General features: G+C 39.1%; 15 protein-coding genes. 6 read left to right on the forward strand and 9 right to left on the reverse strand.

Annotated elements, in window-relative coordinates:
• Positions 1-209: 209 nt before the first annotated feature.
• From IQ226_RS08945 to IQ226_RS08970, 6 genes are all read right to left on the reverse strand, one after another.
• Positions 210-368 (reverse strand): type II toxin-antitoxin system HicA family toxin, encoded by a 159-nt coding sequence (locus IQ226_RS08945; RefSeq protein ID WP_193894653.1) that lies wholly within the window; start codon positions 366-368, stop codon positions 210-212.
• A 167-nt stretch (positions 369-535) separates the two neighbouring features.
• Positions 536-3,001, reverse strand: coding sequence for an ATP-dependent DNA helicase RecG (gene recG / locus IQ226_RS08950; RefSeq protein ID WP_193894655.1), 2,466 nt, complete (start codon positions 2,999-3,001; stop codon positions 536-538).
• 113 nt (positions 3,002-3,114) lie between these two features.
• Positions 3,115-3,981 (reverse strand): hypothetical protein, encoded by an 867-nt coding sequence (locus tag IQ226_RS08955; protein WP_193894657.1) that lies wholly within the window; start codon positions 3,979-3,981, stop codon positions 3,115-3,117.
• A gap of 231 nt (positions 3,982-4,212) precedes the next feature.
• Positions 4,213-5,157: a translation elongation factor Ts gene (gene tsf / locus IQ226_RS08960; protein ID WP_193894659.1), complete on the reverse strand. Its 945-nt coding sequence runs from the start codon at positions 5,155-5,157 to the stop codon at positions 4,213-4,215.
• Positions 5,158-5,604: 447 nt separating this feature from the next.
• Complete coding sequence (gene rpsB, locus IQ226_RS08965; RefSeq protein ID WP_193894661.1) at positions 5,605-6,378, reverse strand: 30S ribosomal protein S2; 774 nt, start codon at positions 6,376-6,378, stop codon at positions 5,605-5,607.
• Positions 6,379-6,660: 282 nt separating this feature from the next.
• Positions 6,661-6,891: a hypothetical protein gene (locus IQ226_RS08970; protein ID WP_193894663.1), complete on the reverse strand. Its 231-nt coding sequence runs from the start codon at positions 6,889-6,891 to the stop codon at positions 6,661-6,663.
• 258 nt (positions 6,892-7,149) lie between these two features.
• On the opposite strand from IQ226_RS08970, the gene IQ226_RS08975 reads away from it, so the two are divergent.
• Both IQ226_RS08975 and IQ226_RS08980 read left to right on the forward strand, forming a co-directional pair.
• Entirely contained in the window at positions 7,150-8,211 is a 1,062-nt protein-coding gene (locus IQ226_RS08975; protein ID WP_193894665.1) for a D-alanine--D-alanine ligase family protein, read from the forward strand.
• A gap of 91 nt (positions 8,212-8,302) precedes the next feature.
• Positions 8,303-8,797: a hypothetical protein gene (locus IQ226_RS08980; RefSeq protein ID WP_193894667.1), complete on the forward strand. Its 495-nt coding sequence runs from the start codon at positions 8,303-8,305 to the stop codon at positions 8,795-8,797.
• Positions 8,798-9,468: 671 nt separating this feature from the next.
• On the opposite strand, the gene IQ226_RS08985 is transcribed toward IQ226_RS08980, so the two are convergent.
• A complete protein-coding gene (locus IQ226_RS08985) occupies positions 9,469-10,620 on the reverse strand; it encodes an alanine--glyoxylate aminotransferase family protein (RefSeq protein WP_193894669.1) in 1,152 nt (383 codons plus the stop codon).
• Positions 10,621-11,044: 424 nt separating this feature from the next.
• Between IQ226_RS08985 and IQ226_RS08990 the strand changes: the two genes are divergently transcribed.
• The gene (locus tag IQ226_RS08990; RefSeq protein ID WP_193894670.1) at positions 11,045-11,428 is read left to right on the forward strand and encodes a hypothetical protein; all 384 of its coding nucleotides are present in this window, start codon (positions 11,045-11,047) and stop codon (positions 11,426-11,428) included.
• A 158-nt stretch (positions 11,429-11,586) separates the two neighbouring features.
• On the opposite strand, the gene IQ226_RS08995 is transcribed toward IQ226_RS08990, so the two are convergent.
• Entirely contained in the window at positions 11,587-13,779 is a 2,193-nt protein-coding gene (locus tag IQ226_RS08995) for a recombinase family protein (RefSeq protein WP_193894671.1), read from the reverse strand.
• A gap of 124 nt (positions 13,780-13,903) precedes the next feature.
• On the opposite strand from IQ226_RS08995, the gene IQ226_RS09000 reads away from it, so the two are divergent.
• The 3 genes from IQ226_RS09000 (at position 13,904) to IQ226_RS09010 (ending at position 18,835) form a co-directional block, all read left to right on the forward strand.
• Positions 13,904-15,151 carry a proton extrusion protein PcxA gene (locus tag IQ226_RS09000; RefSeq protein ID WP_370567109.1) on the forward strand — a complete coding sequence of 416 codons (1,248 nt, stop codon included), beginning with the start codon at positions 13,904-13,906 and terminating at the stop codon, positions 15,149-15,151.
• Between the two features lie 399 nt (positions 15,152-15,550).
• Positions 15,551-15,874, forward strand: coding sequence for an RNA-binding protein (locus IQ226_RS09005; protein WP_193894672.1), 324 nt, complete (start codon positions 15,551-15,553; stop codon positions 15,872-15,874).
• Positions 15,875-16,228: 354 nt separating this feature from the next.
• Positions 16,229-18,835 (forward strand): chloride channel protein, encoded by a 2,607-nt coding sequence (locus IQ226_RS09010; protein WP_193894715.1) that lies wholly within the window; start codon positions 16,229-16,231, stop codon positions 18,833-18,835.
• A 112-nt stretch (positions 18,836-18,947) separates the two neighbouring features.
• Here IQ226_RS09010 and IQ226_RS09015 read toward each other — a convergent pair whose 3' ends face one another.
• Positions 18,948-20,198 (reverse strand): hypothetical protein, encoded by a 1,251-nt coding sequence (locus IQ226_RS09015; protein WP_193894673.1) that lies wholly within the window; start codon positions 20,196-20,198, stop codon positions 18,948-18,950.
• Between the last annotated feature and the right edge of the window lie 1,163 nt (positions 20,199-21,361).

Below are 21,361 nucleotides of genomic sequence, written 5' to 3' on the forward strand. Positions count from 1 at the left end.
AGGGAATAAAGAAAATTCTCCCTAAGAACTAATTTAAAACTTCGATCAATTCATCTTTAGTTAAATCTGCATCTCAAATTATTTTTACTAATAAGCCTTTTCCGATAGTTTTAAGTAATGGGACAGAATTAATTACACAACTGATTTTTCTGTTCCCAGTTAAGAGTTAAGAGTTCCCTCTCTCAACGAGTGAATTTAATTTTGTCCGACTACTTACCAATATGAGAAGGAATAGAAACAACTCGATTATCTTCATGTTTCATTCTTACATGACTTCCCTTTTGTCTGACCAAGTAGGGTGAACACAATAAAACCAATCTGTGTAAAGAAAAGTAAAATTTTTTATCAACCTCAAACCTTTGATTCATTTACGTTTTACGTTTTTTCGGCAAGCCCTACTTATATAAAAACCTGCTTTTTCTAAGAGGGTGTTGGAAAAGTTTTGAGGAGTCAAAATTTATGCCAATCGCCTAATCATAATACGGATCGTAAAAGTTATCGCCATTCCCGTTAACCAAGATATTACTCAGTTATTTTACGTCAAAATCGCGCCACCCATTAACCGCTCATACCTATACCTTAACTCATCCTGCATTAATGGCCAACGCGCTAAACTTGCATCCATATCAATCACCTTTTCCGCTGCTTGTCGCGCTAACAGCAAAATGTCCTCATCTTCCACCAAACTCGCTAAAGTAAAATCTGCTACACCAGATTGACGAGTTCCCATCACCTCCCCAGGACCGCGAAACCGCATATCCATTTCCGAGATAAAAAAACCATCTTGGGACTGTTCTAGCACCTTTAACCGTTGTTGAGCATCAGGACTTCGAGAGCTACTCATTAATAAACAATAAGATTGATCTGCACCTCGTCCCACTCGTCCCCGCAATTGGTGCAATTGTGATAAACCGAATCTCTCCGCGTGTTCAATCAGCATTACAGTAGCATTAGGTACATCTACACCCACCTCAATCACAGTCGTAGAAACAATAATTTGAGTTTCATTATCGCGGAATTTATTAATTGCTTCTTCTTTTTCTGCTGAAGTCATGCGTCCATGCAATAACCCAACTTGAACATCAGGAAACACACTTTCTTGTAACTTCTGATGTTCATCTACAGCCGAACGCAAATCTAATTTTTCCGATTCTTCTACCAAAGGTAAAACTATATAAACCTGTCTACCTTGAGCAACTTCTCGCCGGATTAAATCGTAAGCTTGGGGACGTTCTTTTCCACTTAACATCGTGGTTTGAATTTGTTGTCTTCCCGGTGGTAATTCATCAATTTGACTAACATCTAAATCCCCATGTACAGTTAATGCTAAAGTCCGGGGAATGGGTGTAGCTGTCATTGTTAAAACATGAGGTTGTTCGCCTTTTTGCTGTAACTTTGCCCTTTGTTCTACTCCAAAACGATGCTGTTCATCTATGACTACTAAACCCAACTGTTGGAAATTAACTTTATCTTGAATTAGAGCATGAGTTCCTACCAATAAAGGTAATTCACCTGTTTCTAATTGGGAATAAATTTCTCTTCTTTTAGCTACTTTTGTCGAACCTGTTAATAATTCAACTGGTAAATGGAGGAGATTAAACCAACTTACTAATTTACGATAATGTTGTTCTGCTAATACTTCCGTAGGAGCCATTAACGCCGCTTGATAACCTGATTGAATTGCTGCCAAAATAGCAATAACAGCAACAACAGTTTTCCCTGAACCAACATCACCCTGAACTAAGCGATTCATAGCTACAGGTTTTTGTAAATCCGTGAGAATTTCATTCACAACTCTCTGTTGTGCGCCAGTTAATTGAAAAGGAAGAATTTTGTCGAATTGTTCTAATAATTTGCCTGTGGGTGTCAGTATGGCACTGGTTTGAATTTCTCGCGCTTTTTTTTGTCGTTGCAGTAAGCCAAGTTGTAAATAGAAAAATTCATCAAATACTAACCGACGACGGGCAATTTTTAAAGAGTCACTATCTTTAGGAAAATGAATATTCGGAATTGCTTCTTTCAATTCCATCAAAGCATATTTTTTTCGTAAACCTTTAGGTAAAGGATCTTTTAAATTCACTGCTGCTGTTAAAGCTGTCATTACAGCCTGTCTGACTGTATTAGCCATTACTCCTTCAGTCAAGGCATAAATAGGGACAACTCGCCCAATAGTTATAGAATCAATAGGGTCTCCTGGATTTGCCAAAACTTCTAATTCTGGATTATCCAAAGTTAAACCATATTTACCACCTTTGACTAATCCACAAACCGCCAACATACTACCTACAGGATAGTTGCGTTTTAAACTTTCTTGCCAACCACGACTACTAAAACGCGCACCTGCGTAAAAACGGGTAACTTTAATTTGTCCGGTATTGTCTTTTAAAATTAATTCTAAAATTGATAACTTTTTATTTTTAGGACTGGTGAAAAAATTAAATCTTTTAACGGTCGCTATGATAGTTACTGTTTCCCCTCCTTCCAGTTCGCTAATATTTACCTGACGGGCATAATCAATATGATCACGAGGATAATAAAACAGTAAATCCCGAACAGTATGTAAATCCAGCCGCGCTAAACTATCAGATTTTTTAATGCCAATTTCTGGGACATCTCTAAGTTTTTTATCCAGTGTTAGTGGTAATTTTTTATTAATTTCGACAACAATTGGCGTAATGGGATGTTGGTTTTTAGATTCGTAATTTGTTTTGGGTTCTTCTGTTTCTAGTTCTTGTTGCAGTTGATTTAGATATCTTCTAATTTCTGCTACTAAATGTTGTCTTTCTGGTAATGTTAAATTTGGATAATTGGCAAATTGCGTTCCTACTTGATGCCAGCGGAGTCTTTCTTTTGGTGGTAAGGCAGTTGGGAAATTACCAAAAGTCAAACACAGAAATTCACTAAAGCGGTATTGCTTACCTACTAAATCTATAAAGCCTTTTTCAGCTTCAAATGCTAAGGCTTTATATAATCTTATCCAATCGGGCGTTTCATTAGTCATTGGTCAGTTGTCAGTTGTCAAGGGAGTATGTAGTGTTAATAGATAGATATTTTTAATAACCTATACAGGTTCTAATTTTTAATTTTGCATTTTTAATTTCCCTGCTCACCTACTTAATCCTCAAACCAACTGGCACGCCAAGCGGCTTCGGCTTCAGCAATTTTCAGTTCTCGTTGCCTTTTTTGATATTCTCGTCCTAGTTTATTCAATTGCATTAAAATGTTACGAATTCCTTTGCGTTCTGCCAATAGTGTCGCTTCAGCAAATTCTATTTCTCCTAGTCGTAAGTGAATAGCCATAATCTGAGTCAGGCTAGAATCTTCGGAATCTTCTTCATCACTAATTTCTATCACTAAGTTTAAGAGATTAGGGGGGCTAGGTATCATATTACTAGAACCCTCTGAGGAAGCAGCAGCAGCGGTGGCAGCGACTAAAATTGGTTCTGGTAGTTTTTTGGGTAAAACTCCGGTTTTTTGGATTAAAATATTAACCGCCTGGGAGACTTTTTTCAAAGTCTCCTGAATTGCCTCTTCTAGATCTTGTTGCCATTCAACTAGTTCTACGGGGTTAGAAGGATCTAATGCTTGAGGTTGTTGTTCCTTTTCTTCATTTTCTTCGTTCCCTTCATTTTCTTGATTTTCCGTTTCAATGTTCTCTTTTTCTTCAGTTTCTACAACTGCTTCCGCTTGAGTAATTTCTGGGGGTTGAATATAACTCATTAATTCTTGAGCAGCCTGTTGACTGAATTTACGAATGCCTTGTTGTAATTTTTGCCGCTGATTTAGTGATAAGTTCAGAAATTCATCAGGATATCCCTGGGTACAAAGGTAATAACCAGCTAAAATCAGTTGCTTTTGTAAGGCTGCCCCCAGTATATTTATATATCTAGCATAGGCTAAATTGAGTTCTTGAGCGATCGCCCTAACCGCCTCTTTTAAGTCATTAATATCTTTTTCTATCCGTTCAATTGCTCTTGCCATAAGTTTGTCAGTTGTTCCTTGTCAGTTGTTAATTGGTTTGTATAGTACAAATATAGGGAATTTTGAATAAATAATCATCATTTAAATAAAATACAGGCCAGCGTGTTTTACGTGGCCTGTAAATACATAGAGTTATTAGTCAAAGGTAAAAGTCCATAATCAACAGCTAACTATTAAGTGTATATTCTTAACAACTTACCACTGACCACTAACCACTGACTAATCACAAAATTACTTAGCGCCAATTTGGGCCGCAACTTCATCAGCAAAGCTCATTTCGTTCTTTTCAATGCCCTCACCGAGGACATAACGGACAAAGCGACTAACTTGAATTTCTTCGCCAACTATTTTTTGTATTTGCTGCACCAAGTCTCCTACGGAAATACTTTGATCACGGATATAAGGTTGATCTAGTAAAGTCATTTCTTTAAGACGTTTCTCAATTCTGCCTTGAACAATTTTTTCTTTGATGTTCTCTGGCTTATTACCCAAGTCATCCTTACCCATTTCGATGTCTTTTTCTTTGGTGACAACTTCGGCAGGAATGTGGTCTACGCTAACGTACTCAACATTAGGACAAGCGGCAACTTGCATTGCCGCGTTCCGTGCCAAGTTTTGGAAATCTTCCTGAGTAGCAGCCTCATTCGTTTGAGAATTTAATTCCAATAATACACCAACACGACCACCAGTATGAATGTAGCTATCTGCTATTCCTGGTGTGTCAGTGGTAGGAGAGAAATTCACAAAGCGGCGAACTTGAATATTTTCACCAAGAGTTGCAATTGTTTCTTTGATGAATTCATCAACAGTGACACTGGACTTTTCAATATAGGGTTGAGTTAATAAAGACTCAACACTATCAGCGGTTGCAGCTTGTTGTGCCAAGTTTTTAACTAAGGCTTTGAAAGCGTCGTTACGGGCAACAAAGTCAGTTTGACAGTTTACCTCTATAAGTACACCTACCTGACCACCGGGCTGAATGTAAGTCTCTACTAGACCTTCTGCGGCAATGCGAGAGCTTCCTTTATCAGCTTTGGCAATACCTTTTTGCCGTAGCCAAGTTGTGGCCGCCTCGATATCACCTTCACTTTCCTTCAGTGCCTTTTTGCAGTCCATCATGCCAGCACCGGTTTTTTGGCGTAGCTCTTGGACGAGTTTTGCAGATATTTCCGCCATATTGCCTCAATTCTTAACTTGACAGATACAAATATTATTCAAGATTATCAGACGATCAGGACTCATTTAAAAATCATTTACAGCAGGAGTCACCGAGTCAGGAGTCAAGAGTAAAACTGGCTTGATCTCTGACTTTGAACTTAGATCCCGTACCTAATTAATCTACAATCGGCTGTAAGGGACTTTCATTCAAAAAAATACCGCAATCTTTAGTAAAACGGGCGGTTAGAAACCGCGTCTACACAGGCAAAACCCACCTACGTGGGTTTCAATCCTTGATTTTTCCTTAGTCCGCGCAGGCGGACTTTGTTTGTGTAGCCGTGAATTCCATTCGCCAGGGCTTAAGTTGACACCATTAAGCTTTTGCTTTACCCCTACTTGTTTGCCAGACTACTAAAAAATTGGCTAATTTATTTTTTGGTATGCCTTAATCCCGATTATAGATGCTTATGCTTCGTCCTCTGAATCAGTGCTATCACTTTCATCATATTCGTAGTCTTCGTCAGCGTAATCATCGTAGTCTTCTTCCACTTCTAGCTGACCGTGACGACCTTCATAGATAGCATCTGCTAATTTACCAACAATTAACTTAATGGATCTAATTGCGTCGTCGTTGGCTGGGATAGGAATATCTACAACGTCTGGGTCACAATTGGTATCCAACATGGACACAATGGGAATCCCCAATTTTTCGCATTCTTGAACAGCATTATATTCCCGCTTCTGGTCAACAATGATCACGATATCGGGGACTTTCCGCATATTTTTAATGCCGCCCAGATATTTTTGTAGCTTCGTCATTTCCCGACGCAGCATGGAGGCCTCTTTCTTGGGTAATAAATCCAGAGCGCCACTTTCTTCTCTCCGTTCTAAATCTTTGAGACGCTCGGCTCTGGTTTTAATGGTTGCCCAGTTGGTGAGCATTCCACCCAACCAACGTTGGTTAATGTAGTGAGAACCACAACGGAGGGCTTCTTGGGCAATAATTCCGGCTGCTTGGCGCTTAGTGCCAACAAACAGGAATTTTTTACCTTGCTCTGATTGAGTCCGCATATAATTATACGCGTTATCCATCAACTGGGCTGTTTGTACCAAGTCAATGATATGTACACCATTGCGTGAGGTGTAGATATAAGGAGCCATTTTGGGGTTCCAACGTCTGGTCTGGTGACCAAAGTGAACACCTGACTCCATCATTTGAGCCAAGGAAACTACTGGCATATTTTGTTACTCCTATTCGGGTTAAACCTCCATCTAGGTGTATTTCTCAATTTTAAGAAACACCCGAATTCCCAGATGTGCGGATTTTAGACAACTATTCTAGGGTAACACATTATGGATTTTTTGTAAAAGGTAGGAGTCAGGAAGAAGAAGAAATTACCTATTCCCCAGTCCCCAGTCCCCACGACTCCATCATTTGAGCCAAAGAAACTACAGACTAACAACTACAGCTTGACCTAATTTTGTTGAAAAGATAAATTCCTATCCACCGTAATAAAAATATCAAACTCTTTTTCTACTAACGCTATCTGTAAGTTCTTGAAGTTCTTCATCTTGTGCATATAATTCGGTGTATAGCTGTGCGGATTGTTCTAATTGTTGCCGTTCTATTTCTTGGTGCAACTTATCTAGCGCTAAACGGACAATCGAGCTTTTATCTTTGAAGCCCATTGCCTTGAACTGTTCTAAAAAATCAATATGGGATTGTTCTAAGGTAAATTTTGCTGAAATCATAACGATTGAAATTAAGACCCTATATTAAGAACTATTTTACGCCCCTAATATCGGCACTTGCAATTTAGCATCATGATCACACCTGAGTTCGGAGTTATGATTTTTTCAACGAGAGAATAAGGGCTTGAGACTCCTACGTGGGGTGAGTTTTCCAGAAATTATCGTTATGTCGAACTCACGTGATCACAATTCTCCTCCACCCTGTTCCCTTTCTTTGGTGATAATGGAAATTGCGGATTTGTGGAGATAGAGAAGAAAATGACTAAGCTACGGGTGGGTTTGCTGTTTGGTGGACGTTCTGGAGAACATGAAGTTTCAATAATTTCGGCGCGGGCGATCGCTCATGCCCTCAGTTTAGAAGAAAATGCTCAGGAATACGAAGTTTTACCTTTCTATATTCAAAAAAATGGCAGTTGGCAAGCAGGAGTTACTGCACAACAGGTTTTAGCATCTGGTGTTCCCGATGAAATCCCCTCCACAACCCCTAATTTATGGCAATTTCCCCCAGAAACTCAAGAAGTTGATCTTTGGTTTCCCGTGCTGCACGGTCCAAATGGCGAAGATGGAACAATTCAAGGCTTACTAACTTTAATGCAAGTTCCCTTTGTAGGTTCTGGAGTCTTGGGTTCAGCAGTGGGAATGGATAAAATTGCCATGAAAATGGCCTTTGCCCAAGCGGGATTACCTCAAGTAAAATATAAGGCGGTGACGAGAGAGCAAATTTGGTCAAATGCTTGCGTATTTCCCAAACTGTGTGATGAAATTGAAGCCACATTGGGCTATCCCTGTTTTGTCAAACCTGCTAATCTAGGTTCATCGGTGGGAATTGCCAAAGTGCGATCGCGCCAAGAACTAGAAACAGCTTTGGATAATGCTGCCACCCATGATAGACGAATTATTGTCGAAGCTGGAGTTATAGCCAGAGAAGTCGAATGTGCCGTTTTCGGTAACGACAACCCCAAAGCCTCCGTTGTTGGTGAAATTACCTTTAATAGTGATTTTTACGATTACGAAACCAAATATACCCCTGGGAAAGCCGATTTATTCATTCCCGCCAATTTACCAGATACGGTGGCACAGCGAATTCAAGACATGGCTTTACAAGCCTTTGCGGCTGTGGATGCCGCTGGTTTATCTAGAGTAGACTTTTTCTATGTAGAAGCTACCGGAGAACTTTTTATTAACGAAATTAACACCTTCCCAGGGTTTACCTCCACAAGTATGTATCCCCAACTTTGGGCTAATACGGGTATACCCTTTGCCCAGTTGGTAGATCAGTTAATTCAACTAGCGATCGCCAGACATTCTCCCATTAATTAGGGGGATTAGGGATAGGAGATAGCGGATTAGTTAAAAGGGGAAAATATTTCTTTTTCCTCTTGTCATAAATATGATTTATGTGATTAATATAATGGACAATGAACAAGAGTTAAAAAGAAAGCGAAATCCTGGAAAAATTCTAGTAAACCTACTGAAAAATTACCCTGGAGTTTGGTTTTTAAGTTTGTTACTAATTCCTGTAGGAGTTGTAATTATTGCCTATAATCAATTGATTTATACTGGCTATGTGCCACAGGTAGAAAAAGCGGAAACCGCATATATCCCTGTACAATCAACCATTTCTAGATTTGCCGATACTAGTCATCCCCTACCTCTATGGTTGATCATTGCCGTCATCTTCTGCTGTTCCAGTGGTTCGTTGGTAATTTTCTACCTATTGCAAAATTCCAAAGAAAGCAGAAGAAGTAGTCAACGCCATCGCCATAGTCAAAAAATGTCCTCCCAGCAGCGTTATAAATCCACTAATAGCAAAAATTTGCTCATAATTTCGCCTCCAGAGAAAATTTATCCCCTCAATACCAATACAGCATTTATCAAAGACAGACAAGATTCAAGATTCCTCTAAAAACTTAGCAATACAAAACTTTCAATAAAATGCCAACTTGGCAACCAAGTTTTAATTACCTAAGTTACATTGATGCAAGATAAACAAATTCAATTTTGTGGTTATCAACGTTTACTAAATATTGACTATTTCAAACAATCCCTTAATTTATGCTCACGTTTTTCAGCATAAATAACAATAATTTATAAACACCTAATTGACCATTAATTGAATCAAAAATAATCACAATAATCAGATTTGACATTTGCTGCAAAGGGAATATTAACCGCATATCAATACTGTCGTTGTTAAATCAACCCCCCTAAATAACTGGCAGTGTTTATATATGTTCCCAAACGCTACAGCAGTAAATGTAGAGTGGGAGATTTTAGGCTTTTGGTATGCCTTCTCCCACTCTCTTTTTATTTATTTGAACAGGTAATTGGTAAGTAGGTTAGCATTGAAAATCGTCCTTATGGCAAGGCAAGAGGCAATCATGCAAAAGGCAAGAGTGAAGAGGGTTTGGGGGGATTTCACTTTTCTTTACATAGATTGGTTTTATTGTGTTCACCTACTTAATTGGTAATTGGTGAAAACTATTCTTCTTCCTCCTGAACTCCTGATAGTGCAGCGTGGCGTTAGCCATACTCCTGACTGGGCGCAGAAAAAAGCGCCCCTACCTCCTGACTCGCCTAATTATTAGAGATCATTGTTCCTAGTGCGGCTATCAACTTATCTACACTTTCAGGACGGCTATTAAAACCCATTAGACCTACACGCCAAACTTTACCGGCAAGTTCACCTAAACCGCCGCCAATCTCAATATTATGCTCAATTAATAACTGCCTAGCAACTGATTTACCATTTACTCCTTCGGGAATACAAACAGTGGTTAAAGTTGGTAATCTGTATTCTTTGGCAACGTGCATTTTTAAACCCATGTCTTCTAATCCTTCCCACAGATATTCGACATTTTTTTGGTGACGTTGCCAACAACTAGCTAACCCTTCTTCTGCTACTAAACGTAGAGCTTCCCGTAATCCATAATACAGGTTAATTGGTGCAGTGTGGTGATATGTGCGATCGCTTCCCCAGTATTTCCTCAACAATGTCATATCTAAATACCAGTTTGCCACCTTAGATTGACGCTTCTGTAACTTCTCCATTGCCCGCCCACTCATGGTAAACGGTGACGCACCAGGAGAACAACCCAACCCTTTTTGACTACAGCTATAAGCCAAATCAACGCCCCATTCATCCAAAAATATGGGAACACCACCTAAACTGGTAACGGTATCTACTAACAACAATGTGTCATGTTGACGACACAACTCACCCACACCTTCCAAAGGTTGACGTGCGCCGGTGGAAGTTTCAGCATGAACTAAAGCCAAAATAGCCGGTTTATGGGTAGCTACTGCGGCACTGATTTCCTCTAAATTAAAAACTTGTCCCCAGGGTTTAGTAATAGTTCGCACATCTGCCCCATATCTACCCGCCATATCTACCAAGCGATTACCGAAATAACCCGCTACCCCAATTAATACAACATCACCCGGTTCTACAGAATTAGCTAATGTGGCTTCCATAGCGGCTGTACCTGTGCCACTGACAGCAATAGTATGGGGGTTTTCTGTTTGCCATGCGTAACGCAACAGACATTGAACCTCATCCATGAGGTTTAAAAAAGCCGGATCTAAATGTCCTACAGGTGTGCTATTCATCGCCTGTAATACCGCTGGATGGGTGTTAGAAGGACCAGGTCCCAATAGGAGACGGTGGGGAATATTTAGGGGTTCAAGTCCTAACCGCTGACTGTCGTTAATGGAAATGGTAGATGTCATAAACTTAATTTATCTGAGATTAAATGGGAATTAATCGCATGATATAGCGGTATGTAGTCAATGTGTATGCCGAAGTGCAACTAATTAACTTATCTTACCAATGATCTCTTTTGCGATGAATCCCATGAAGCTAAACGTAAGTAAACCTTTGTGAATTATCCGTTGTTATTACGGCATTTTCTGACAAACATCTCATCATAAGTAATGGGACAAAATTAATTACACAACTGATTTTTCTGTTCCCTGTTAAGAGTTCCCTCTCTCAACGAGTGAATTTAATTTTGTCCGACTACTTATTGATGTCAGTCATCTAACTTAGGGTTAATTTAAAATATCTAACTTAGGATTAATTGAATTACTTTAATTAAAGCATAAGCTGTTTATAGCAGGTTAATTCCAACTATGTAATTGCGGAGATATTAAGATGATGTTGCAAGAAAATTTTACGACTTCTCAGACAGAAAAAGATACTTCTTTAATTGGTTTTGATGAAAATTGTCTATCGGAATTAAGTTCGGAACAAGCTTCTAATATTGTTGGAGGATTCACACTGAGAAATAATACGGAAGCACCAAGGACTTTCTATAATTTTGGGGAGAATTTACCCCTGAAACAGCAAACTTTACAACCCGGAGAAAGCGGTACTTATCAAGGAGAGTTTCTTTTATATAACTCTTCAGCATCAAAGCCGGGAATTAGCCCAGCCGTATTCAAAGCAGACCCTTCCGGTTCGTTTAGTTTAAATCAATCAGGAACTAAGATAATTCCTACTGATCTTAGTTCTTCTAATGGAAGTGCAGATTGCTAAAAGAGCCTGTAAATAAATTTTGCATAAACAGCCTCTAGAACCTAATCTGGAGGTTTTATTTATAAGTAGTCGTGCAAAATAAATTTTATATTTGGGACAGGTAATTGGTAATTGGTGAAAACGATTCTTCTTTCTTCCTCCTGAACTCCTGACTTCTGCTAAACTACTTCACAGGAATGAACTAAAGGTAATAATGGACCTATTTGTTCCTGTCCATTTATAGCTAAATCACTATGACATAAATACAATTTATCAGACACACGCGCCAGTAAGTCAGCAACAATTTTTTGTAATCTTTGTGCTTCCGCTAGTTGTTCATCTGCGGCTGTCCAAGGTTGTCCTAACCTATCTCGTAAAAATAAAGTAGCACCAAATAAAGTAGCTGCACCACCTTTCGCCCACAGTGGTGAACCAATATCTAACCAAAAATGCCAACGGTGATGTTTACGACTGGCACGGTACTGGAAGATAGTTGCTAAAGTTACGGCTTTTCTACTGCTACCGATAGGACGGATAGGATAGGGATTTGCAGTAATTGTTCCTCGTCGCAACAGTTGAATAAATATGGCTATCGCCACGCTATCGCTATCAGTAATGTTAATACTAAGGGTTTCTGGTGTATGCAGTGAAAGTAATAGAGTATTGTTTTGTTTTAAGCGGGTATCTACTTCCCAATAATGTTGAGCGGTTTCTATTAATTCTCTTAATGCTGCTAAGTCTTGATATGAAGGGTTTTTATCCTGACACAGAAACTCTTGAATGGCTTTGTAGAGGAGGAAAATGGGGGTGAGAAGAAGTCGCTGGTGATATTCCTCTCTCTGTGTCTCAATCCATTGTAATATATCTTCATACGCCCGAGTGGCAATATAGCCAATTCTATCCCAGCGTTCAAAGGTTTTCACTGGTAATAAATTGGGTGTGTCGGGGTGGGGAACGAAACAAGCATCAGCGATTAACCCAGCCCGCACCGGATCTATTTGAGAATGATGGAATTCTTTTTCCTGCCCATTTTGGGTTTGATATTGACTCAAAACCACCAACATTTCCGCCACTGCATCCCTATCTACTAACCGCCCCAAACCGGGGTAAACTAGAGCCATGAGGGTAAGTAATGCTCTCACCACTGAAGAACTGATTAAGGGGCGTTGTTCGTTGAGAGATTCTACCTCGATATTTTGCTTAGTTAATATTTCTACTAGAGTATAACGAGCGATCGCATCTAAACCCGGTGCAATAATTACTACTTCGTCCGCCCCTACTTCCCCGGACTGCACCCCAGCAATAATCATCTCGGCTGTTTGGCGTAATAATTGAGCGCGGGAATTAGTTTGAATAGGCTTGACACAACTGGGTAAACTCAACATCGTCATCGGCTGTGTTACCAATTCTACCATTTGCTTAGTCAGAGTATAGCCCAAACTATTTACAGGAGGTGAAGTTAAAGTTTCTACTTGACAACGTTTAGATATTTGGTATAAATACTCAGGATCTGCACCTAAACCCCAACGGACAGCCCCATGAGGATTATAGCTAAAAGCCCCCACAGCACCAGTATCTAACAAAAATGCAAATAAGTTAGCAGCGATCGCTGGATAATCATCCACATCATCTGCTATGATCCCTTGATAACGGTGTTGTAAATGCTGTTGATAGCTACAATCAGGTAATAATTTTTGGTGATACAATTCAGTAATTAGTGCATAAGTCAATAAACCTTTTTCTAAGCACCAATTCCGCCAATTTAGTAGTAAAAAACCCAAAAAATCTGCTTCTAAATTAAGAGAATTATCCTTTAGACCACTTTGTAATATCTGGGGAATATCTTCGCAGGATACACCGCTATAAGCCGCCAATTGCCATAAATCTAGAATCCTTCTGACCAAACGATTCTCATTCATCCCTACACGCCGCAAAACTTCTGAATTTAATTGAGAACTCCAGAGTTTCGTCGCCAATTCTTGTTCTGTTTCGGGACGTAATCTAACCGGAAATTGTGCTTTGATTGACAACGAGTCAATTAGTAAAGGCCAAAACAAAATTACTTCATCTTGAAAAAACCCCAAAGCTGTTTTGACACGAATAGGATATCTTCCCAGGGTTAAAGTAGTAACTCTATCAGCTAATTCCCGGCGATTATCATCATTAGCAGCTAACAATAAAATACCTAGTTCTTTTTGGTGTAAATTTAAATTTGGATCTATAGGTTGAGGTTGAGAATTGTTAATATTTTCATTATAAAATGAACTAGAAACTTGATTGTTAACTTGCAACCAAGCATCAAAATAGCTGACCAAGCGAGTAGTTTTACCACTACGACTAGTACCAAAAATCCAAAGAGAATCAGAAATCATGGTTTTTGCGTTCACTTAAGTTTAAGAATTTAGTAGATAATGCCAAATAATCATCTTGATGAAAAATACCGTGTTTAGCCAAAAAATATACCCTTTTTTACTAGCTGCTTATAAATGGTATCTAATGACACCAGAACGTTCTTTAAATACAGCCTATCAAGCGGCTATAAAAATTAAGGAAATAGAAGATCAACACTTTAATGGTAACAAAATAGACTCTGAATTTACCATACACAGCGCCAGTGTCATGGATTATTTTCAAGGAGATTTGCAAAAGTTATTAAAAACTGTGCAAATGCGGCTGACAGAATTTAAAGCCAGTCGGTGGTTTGCGAATGAATCTAAACAAAAAGCCGCCCTAAAACTGGGTATAGAATATTCTAGGCCCGCATTAATTTTAGAGAAACTAGAATTCATTGATCAAGTCACCTCCAAATATACTGATAATGATATAGATACAAATTATAACACCTCCAATCCTCCACCTGTCGCACCATCCAGAGATTTAGTTAATTCCCAACAATTTATCCCTAAAACATCAAATCAAGCTAACAAAAGCCTACCGAAAGGAAAAACTAATACAACAGGTATTTTACCACGCTCAATTTTAAGCACAATCACTCGCCTACAGGTAGAATTAGATCCAGAATCTGAGCAAAATGTAGTTCAAAATTTTCGTAAAGCCCAACAAAGAAGTATTATTTCAATTCGGTTTATACTTTTACTGATTATCGTTCCTCTTCTAACTCATCAATTATCCAAAGCTTTGATTGTGAGTCCATTAGTAGAACATTTCCGCCATGATAAAACAGGAGAAGTTTTCCTAAATGGAGAAATGGAAGAAGCAGGATTATTAGCCTTACAAAGATTTGAAGAAAGAACCAAATTTGAAGCCTTAATTAGTAATGCACCTCCTCTTACTACCGAAGAATTAGAACTCAAAATAAAGAAGAAAGCAGAGGAAGTCAAAGAGGAATTTCGTAAAGAAAGTGATAATGCTATTAAAAATGTATTTGCTGATATTTTCGCAGTAATTACTTTCACCATCTTATTACTTGTTAGTAAGCGTTCTATCGCAGTCCTCAAGGAATTTTTTGATAACGTAGTTTATGGTTTAAGTGATAGTGCTAAAGCATTTATTATCATTTTATTTACTGATGTTTTTGTCGGTTTCCACTCTCCTCACGGTTGGGAAGTTCTCTTAGAAGGAATATCACGACATTGGGGATTACCAGCCAATCGGGATTTTATTTTCTTATTTATTGCCACATTTCCCGTAATTTTAGATACGATCTTTAAATATTGGATTTTCCGCTACTTAAATCGGATTTCACCTTCTGCTGTTGCCACCTACCATAACATGAATGAATAGCCAGTATGAACAGTTTATGATTGGTCAATATCTAGAACAGCGGATACAAGCTAAGATGTGATGGCTGAAATACAGGGGATAGGGTTAATTAACGGGTGTAACTTACAGGATTATCCCGTCAGCGTAAAGCGCAGAGTCATGTCTTTGATTTAAAGAATCTCAGCGGCTTCAGCCCTGAGAGTGTCAAAGGTGGGAATGCCCATAAGCAACAAATATGACTTTTCACAACATTTTTTAAACTTCTTCCCACAATTATGATTTTTTGTGTAATCATTGGAAGGTGGGAATTAATTCGGCAGTAATGTTTGTGGTTAGTATTGACAGGCTTTCCCTTTTGGTATTTACAGACTTTTCTCCGAAATCTAAATCTCTACACTCCTATGATTTTGGAAATATTCTATGTCAATTTACGTGGGTAACCTCTCTTATGAAGTTACACAAGATGCGCTGAGTCAAGTTTTTGCGGAATATGGCGATGTAAAACGTGTTCAGCTTCCCACTGACCGTGAGACAGGTCGCTTGCGCGGCTTCGGTTTTGTGGAAATGGGTAGTGAAGATCAAGAAAAGGCTGCTATTGATGCCCTTGATGGTGCTGAATGGATGGGTCGTGATTTGAAAGTTAACAAAGCAAAACCCAAAGAAGACAGAGGTTCTTCAGGTGGTGGACGTGGTGGCTACGGCGGTGGCGGTGGCAACCGTGGCGGTGGCGGCAGTCGCTATTAAGCCAAATATAACTAAAGTTTTTTAGTTATTAAATGCTGAAAAATTACCTATTCCGTCAGCGGGGTGGGTAATTTTTTCATCTTCAAATCCAACACCCAAATAATCAAACTCCACGTTTTGTCACCCCATAACCGAAAGCGAAAACAAAACTTTTTGATGTTACCTGAGTTCGACATAAGATAATTTTTGGAAAACTGCCCCAAATATGAGTCTCAATGTTATTCAAAAATTAATTAAATTATACTTCACAAGGTCATAATTTGAGCTTTTACTTAAAGGGGAGATGTGGATGTAAAAACCCAAGTTATTACCTTCTCAAGTATAGCGATAGGTGGAGAAAACTTAAAATTTATGATGTCCTTGGCGTTGCTAACCCAGTATTTTCGGAACTTTTGGCAACCTCGGAGGGGATTAGCCATAGCAGAAGCTTCTGTAATTGGGATAGTAGCCGCTTTATCTGCGGTATTACTCAAACAAGGTTCAGGGTGGTTGGGAACATGGCGAGTGCATACAACTCACATTTTTCCTGTGTGGATAGCCTTACCAATTATTGGTCTAAGTTTGGGGTTTCTTTCTGGTTGGTTAGTGCAGAGATTAGCACCAGAAGCCGCTGGTAGTGGGATTCCCCAAGTCAAAGCCGCTCTAGCAAATGTGCCGATTCAACTATCATGGAGAGTGGCCTTTGTCAAGTTAATTTCAGCAATTATCGCCTTGGGTTCAGGCTTAACCTTGGGCAGACAGGGGCCTACAGTCCAGGTAGGTGCGGGGTTAGCGGCGGGTATGAGTCGCTTAGTTCCCACCTCTCCAGATCATCGCCGACAGATGATTGCAGCCGGCGCGGGGGCTGGTTTAGCAGCAGCTTTTAATGCACCTCTAGCCGGGGTTTTATTTATTATTGAGGAACTATTACAAGATTTATCCGGTTTAACATTAGGAACGGCAATAATTGCCTCTTTTATTGGTGGGGTAATTTCCCGGTGGTTAGGTGGTGGGAGTTTCCAACTAGACTTAAAACTGATTAATCACTCTAGCAGTTTCTCCCTATTAGAAATTCCAACTTTATTAATTTTAGGAATTTTAGCGGGTTTATTAGCAGCTTTATTTAATCGGGGATTAATTTTCAGTATTCAAGCTTATCGCCGTTTACATATTAGTTTACCTTTGCGGGTGGCAATAGCGGGTTTGGCTTCTGGTTTAATTATGTCTTTGCTACCAGAGTATTTTCGGGATAATACAGGTTTGCGGGAGTTTCTAATCGCCAGTGAACCAAATATTCCTTTAGCGGGAATTGCCTTTATTGCCCAATTTATTTTAACATTAATTGCCTTTGGTTCGGGCGCACCTGGGGGATTATTTGCACCGAGTTTAATTTTAGGTTCTTGTTTAGGACATATTATTGGCGTATGTGAATTGCAAGTATTTGGATTTGGTTCACCGACTACCTACGCATTAGCCGGAATGGGGGGATTTTTTAGTGCGGTTTCTAAAGTTCCCATTACTGCAATTGTGATTGTTTTTGAAATGACGACAGATTTCAATTTAGTCTTACCTTTGATGGTGGTATCGGTGACATCTTATCTGGTAGCGGAGAAAGTTGTTCCAGGTTCACTCTATGACAAACTTTTAAAATTAAATGGAATTGTTATTCAAAAAAATAGTCCAACCCAAGGGATATTAACTGAGTTAACTGCTAATGATGTGATGCAGTGCTTGGTGGAAACTTTAGAAGCAGAAATGACGGGAGATGAAGTGATTAAAGCTTTTTCTCGTTCCCATCATCGCGGTTTTCCGGTAGTAGAAAATAATAAATTAGTGGGTTTAGTTTCCCAAACTGATTTACAGAAGATTCCTAATCATCTTTTGCCCCATGAAACTCTTTTAAAAGAAATTATGACACCTAAGCCGGTGACGGTGACACCAGCAGATAGATTAAGTCATGTTCTCTATTTATTAGATAGATATCAAATTAGTCGTTTACCTGTGGTTGATGGGAAAAAATTAATTGGGATTATTACTCGCGCTGATATTATTCGTGCTGAAGCAGATCATTTGAATGGCGAAAATGGGGTGACAGGTCCCCAAGCAGAACCTTCTTATTTAGTTTACCAAACGCGATCGCCTAGTATTGGCAGAGGGAGATTATTAGTTACTATTGCTAACCCGGAAACCGCCCCGGCATTATTAGAAATGGCTGCCGCTATTGCCCGCGATCGCCATTATGAAATAGAATGTTTACAAATTATCCTTGTATCTCGTCATATTTCCCCCGCAGAAACCCCAGTCAACACCGCAAAAAGTCGTCGCTTACTCCGACAAGCTGAAAGTTTAGCCAAAAAGCTGCACATTCCCATTCATACCCAAATTCGGGTCGCCCATGATGTTGCCCAAGCAATTTTAGAAACCACTAAGGAACGATACATAGATCTAATTTTCATGGGTTGGAAGGGAAATACATCTACCCCTGGTAGAATTTTTGGCAATGTTGTAGATACGGTAATTCGTCAGGCAAATTGTGATGTTGTTTTAGTAAAATTAGGCGATAATTTTCGTTCCTACCAACAATTTAAACGATGGTTAGTCCCTATGGCTGGGGGACCAAATGCACCCATAGCTATCAAATTATTACCAGCTTTAGTCACTTTGGAAAATGAGATAGAAATTCGCTTAACCCAAGTAGTTAAACCTGGGGAAACAGCACCAGATATGACAGTTTTAGAAGCATCTACCCGGCAATTAATGCGTTACCGCAATTTACAAGGTAATGTTATTGCTGCATCCTTACAAGCTGAATCTGTCACCGCTGGAGTAATTAAGTTGGTGAAAACTAAAGGTTTCGACGTTGTAGTTTTGGGTGCTTCCCGTGAGGGATTATTACAACAAGCTATTCAAGGAAATATTCCCGAAGCGATCGCCTCTGGTGTTGATATTACGGTAATTTTAGTCAGCAGCGCAATGTCTTGACAGGGAACAGGGAATAGGGAACAGGGGACAGGGAACAGGTAATTGGTAAAAACTATTCTTCCTCCTGAACTCCTGAACTCCTGACTCGGTGACTCGGTGACTCGGTGACTCCTTATCGAGAAGCAAGCTGTGGATCTACCCAAATGCTACCTTTTTCACCAAAAGTTACTGCTTGATCCCCTTCTGCTGAAATATCTACAGTTCTACCATCATTAGTCACTTGCAACAGAGGCCAATTTTCCTCCCCTAATTCACCAGCACGGAATAACACATCATTAGGTTGCTTTTTACTCCAACCTAACAAAATGGCTATTTTTTCGTGATCATCTTCGGATTGCACAGGACTAACCACATTAAGATTATTCTGTTGACTATTCCAAATTACAGCCTGATCTGTGGCATCTGCTGTATTGAAAATAGCCACAAATTTCCGGGCTAAAAAGCGATCGCCTTTTTCAGACCAACTTACAGGCACTAATACACCCATATTTCCATCACTATCCGCTTCTGCTGACAAACTAGCCTGTCTCTTTAACAGCGGATCAATCACCACACTAGTTGATGTCATCACCCGTAACCGCTTAGTTTGTCTATCTTCCACAAACAACACACTATTAACTCGGCTGTTGTGCATTTCCGGTTTTACTTCCATCTGCACCCGACTATAAATCGCATACTTGCCATCAGGAGAAACCACAGGAATACTCCGATAGTAGCGGAGACCAGAACCACCTTTCCCTCCAATCGCTTCTTGAGTAGCCAAAATCCATTGCCAAGGGATGGGGTGGGGACTGCCTATAGGATCAGTTTGTGCTGTCTCTGACTCATTTTGCTGTTCACTAACAGGAATTTCTCCGACTTTAGGTGTAACTGTTGATGTTGCTAATTCCTTGGATTTAATGTTCTCACTGACTGGGGAATTTAAATCAGCCTTTTCTTTTGTATCTTGTAATTTTTGAATTAAATTAACTTGATTAACCAGTCTTGGTCTTGGAAATTGTGCCACATTAACTGATGGCACAGTTTCACTAACAACATTATTCCCCACTTGAGAATTTTCTCGTTCTACCCCTGAAATCATTCGATCTTTTGGTAATGAATGTATTCCTTCACCAACAGATATTTTTCCTGTTTGAGAGTTAACTTGAGCAAATTGGAAATTTAACTTTTTAGTAGCAGAACTTTCTCTCAATTTTAGATTAGATTTGCTACTTCCAGAACTCACAATTACTGTTTCTAATTGTTTCGCTAAGGTAGTATTAATAAATATGCCCGCGAAAGGTGAAATTATAATAACAATGGCAATGTACTTGAGAAATGGTTGAACACGGAACCATCCAGACACCAAAAGGGGTTTAAGCATGATGAGACTCTCTAGGGGCAGTTGCTAAGTGCGGGCAGTATTTATACAGGAACGGGAAAAAGCTATGATTATATGTATATCAACAAACCAAAAGCTTTTACGAGATAATTTATTCAAATGTTGCATCGCTTTACAAAAGTTTTAGTGTCACTATTTACCCCCTCATAATCTTTACATAATATACAATCATGACGGGATGAAAGTTAACAGTAAATTACATCTGTTAATAAATACCATCATTATTGTCAGTTCAAGCAACATCCATATTTAACACCAGTAGAATACAGGTATGTTGATCAGGAGTGTAAATTCAAGCGTTCAGCCGTTAGCAGTTCAGCAAGAATTGAATTAATCAAGATTCTGAATGTTAATTTACTGATGTCAGTCTCCCCCATTCAAAACCCCTAAAATCCGGTTTTGACTGAATACTTACCTAGCCAAAATCTAGAGATGCTATTAAAAACTGTCTTAGAGGTTGTTTTAAGTAGTGAGACAGAATCAATACATAATGCCATTCCGTAAGCGTTGCGTTAGCCACATGGAACAAAGCGAAATCAAGCAATTCCAAGGGTTGTGATTGCTTCCCTTCGCTGGCAATGACTGTAAATATTTTTGTCCAATTACTTAAAAGTCTAAATTCATACTAACTGAGGCGAATAAATTCGTCAAAAAGTTTTCAAACATCCTTTGAAATCAAGTAATTTCCCAATAATATACTTTGTTTCTGGCTGGATATAACCTGAGTTCGGTGTTAGGAGTTCAGAGTTATGATTTTTTCAACGAGATCATAAGGGTTTGAGAATCATATTTGGGGCAGTTTTCCAAAAATTATCTTATGTCGAACTCAGGTAATATGATAGCGCAGGACTTACCCAATCACAACCTATATATTGGCAAATCCAGGTTAACTGATGCACGATCAATAGTAAACAAAACATTAAATTCATACACCCGAACAACAAACTGTAATTTACACTCGTAACCGCTGCGATTAAGCAAACACAGTTTACTTTGAACTTGGGCAATTATCGAATAATTTTGATTTAGTAGATAAATGAACAACTCTAAAACACAGTCGGGCGCGCAAAATCCGTCAACAGTAGATGCAAATAATGATATGATTCCGAACCGAAAGCATCGCCGAACTAAGTACCTGGACTATT

This window comes from Dolichospermum sp. LEGE 00240 (assembly GCF_015207875.1).
Taxonomy (GTDB): domain Bacteria; phylum Cyanobacteriota; class Cyanobacteriia; order Cyanobacteriales; family Nostocaceae; genus Dolichospermum; species Dolichospermum gracile.

Coding starts and splice junctions, on each gene's coding strand:
- recG (WP_193894655.1), bottom strand. CDS start 3,001: ATGACTAATGAAACGCCCGATTGGATAAGATTATATAAAGCCTTAGCA.
- IQ226_RS09010 (WP_193894715.1), top strand. CDS start 16,229: ATGTCCTTGGCGTTGCTAACCCAGTATTTTCGGAACTTTTGGCAACCT.
- IQ226_RS08985 (WP_193894669.1), bottom strand. CDS start 10,620: ATGACATCTACCATTTCCATTAACGACAGTCAGCGGTTAGGACTTGAA.
- IQ226_RS08995 (WP_193894671.1), bottom strand. CDS start 13,779: ATGATTTCTGATTCTCTTTGGATTTTTGGTACTAGTCGTAGTGGTAAA.
- IQ226_RS09015 (WP_193894673.1), bottom strand. CDS start 20,198: ATGCTTAAACCCCTTTTGGTGTCTGGATGGTTCCGTGTTCAACCATTT.
- IQ226_RS09000 (WP_370567109.1), top strand. CDS start 13,904: ATGACACCAGAACGTTCTTTAAATACAGCCTATCAAGCGGCTATAAAA.
- IQ226_RS08970 (WP_193894663.1), bottom strand. CDS start 6,891: ATGATTTCAGCAAAATTTACCTTAGAACAATCCCATATTGATTTTTTA.
- rpsB (WP_193894661.1), bottom strand. CDS start 6,378: ATGCCAGTAGTTTCCTTGGCTCAAATGATGGAGTCAGGTGTTCACTTT.
- IQ226_RS09005 (WP_193894672.1), top strand. CDS start 15,551: ATGTCAATTTACGTGGGTAACCTCTCTTATGAAGTTACACAAGATGCG.
- tsf (WP_193894659.1), bottom strand. CDS start 5,157: ATGGCGGAAATATCTGCAAAACTCGTCCAAGAGCTACGCCAAAAAACC.
- IQ226_RS08975 (WP_193894665.1), top strand. CDS start 7,150: ATGACTAAGCTACGGGTGGGTTTGCTGTTTGGTGGACGTTCTGGAGAA.
- IQ226_RS08955 (WP_193894657.1), bottom strand. CDS start 3,981: ATGGCAAGAGCAATTGAACGGATAGAAAAAGATATTAATGACTTAAAA.
- IQ226_RS08980 (WP_193894667.1), top strand. CDS start 8,303: ATGGACAATGAACAAGAGTTAAAAAGAAAGCGAAATCCTGGAAAAATT.
- IQ226_RS08945 (WP_193894653.1), bottom strand. CDS start 368: ATGAATCAAAGGTTTGAGGTTGATAAAAAATTTTACTTTTCTTTACAC.
- IQ226_RS08990 (WP_193894670.1), top strand. CDS start 11,045: ATGATGTTGCAAGAAAATTTTACGACTTCTCAGACAGAAAAAGATACT.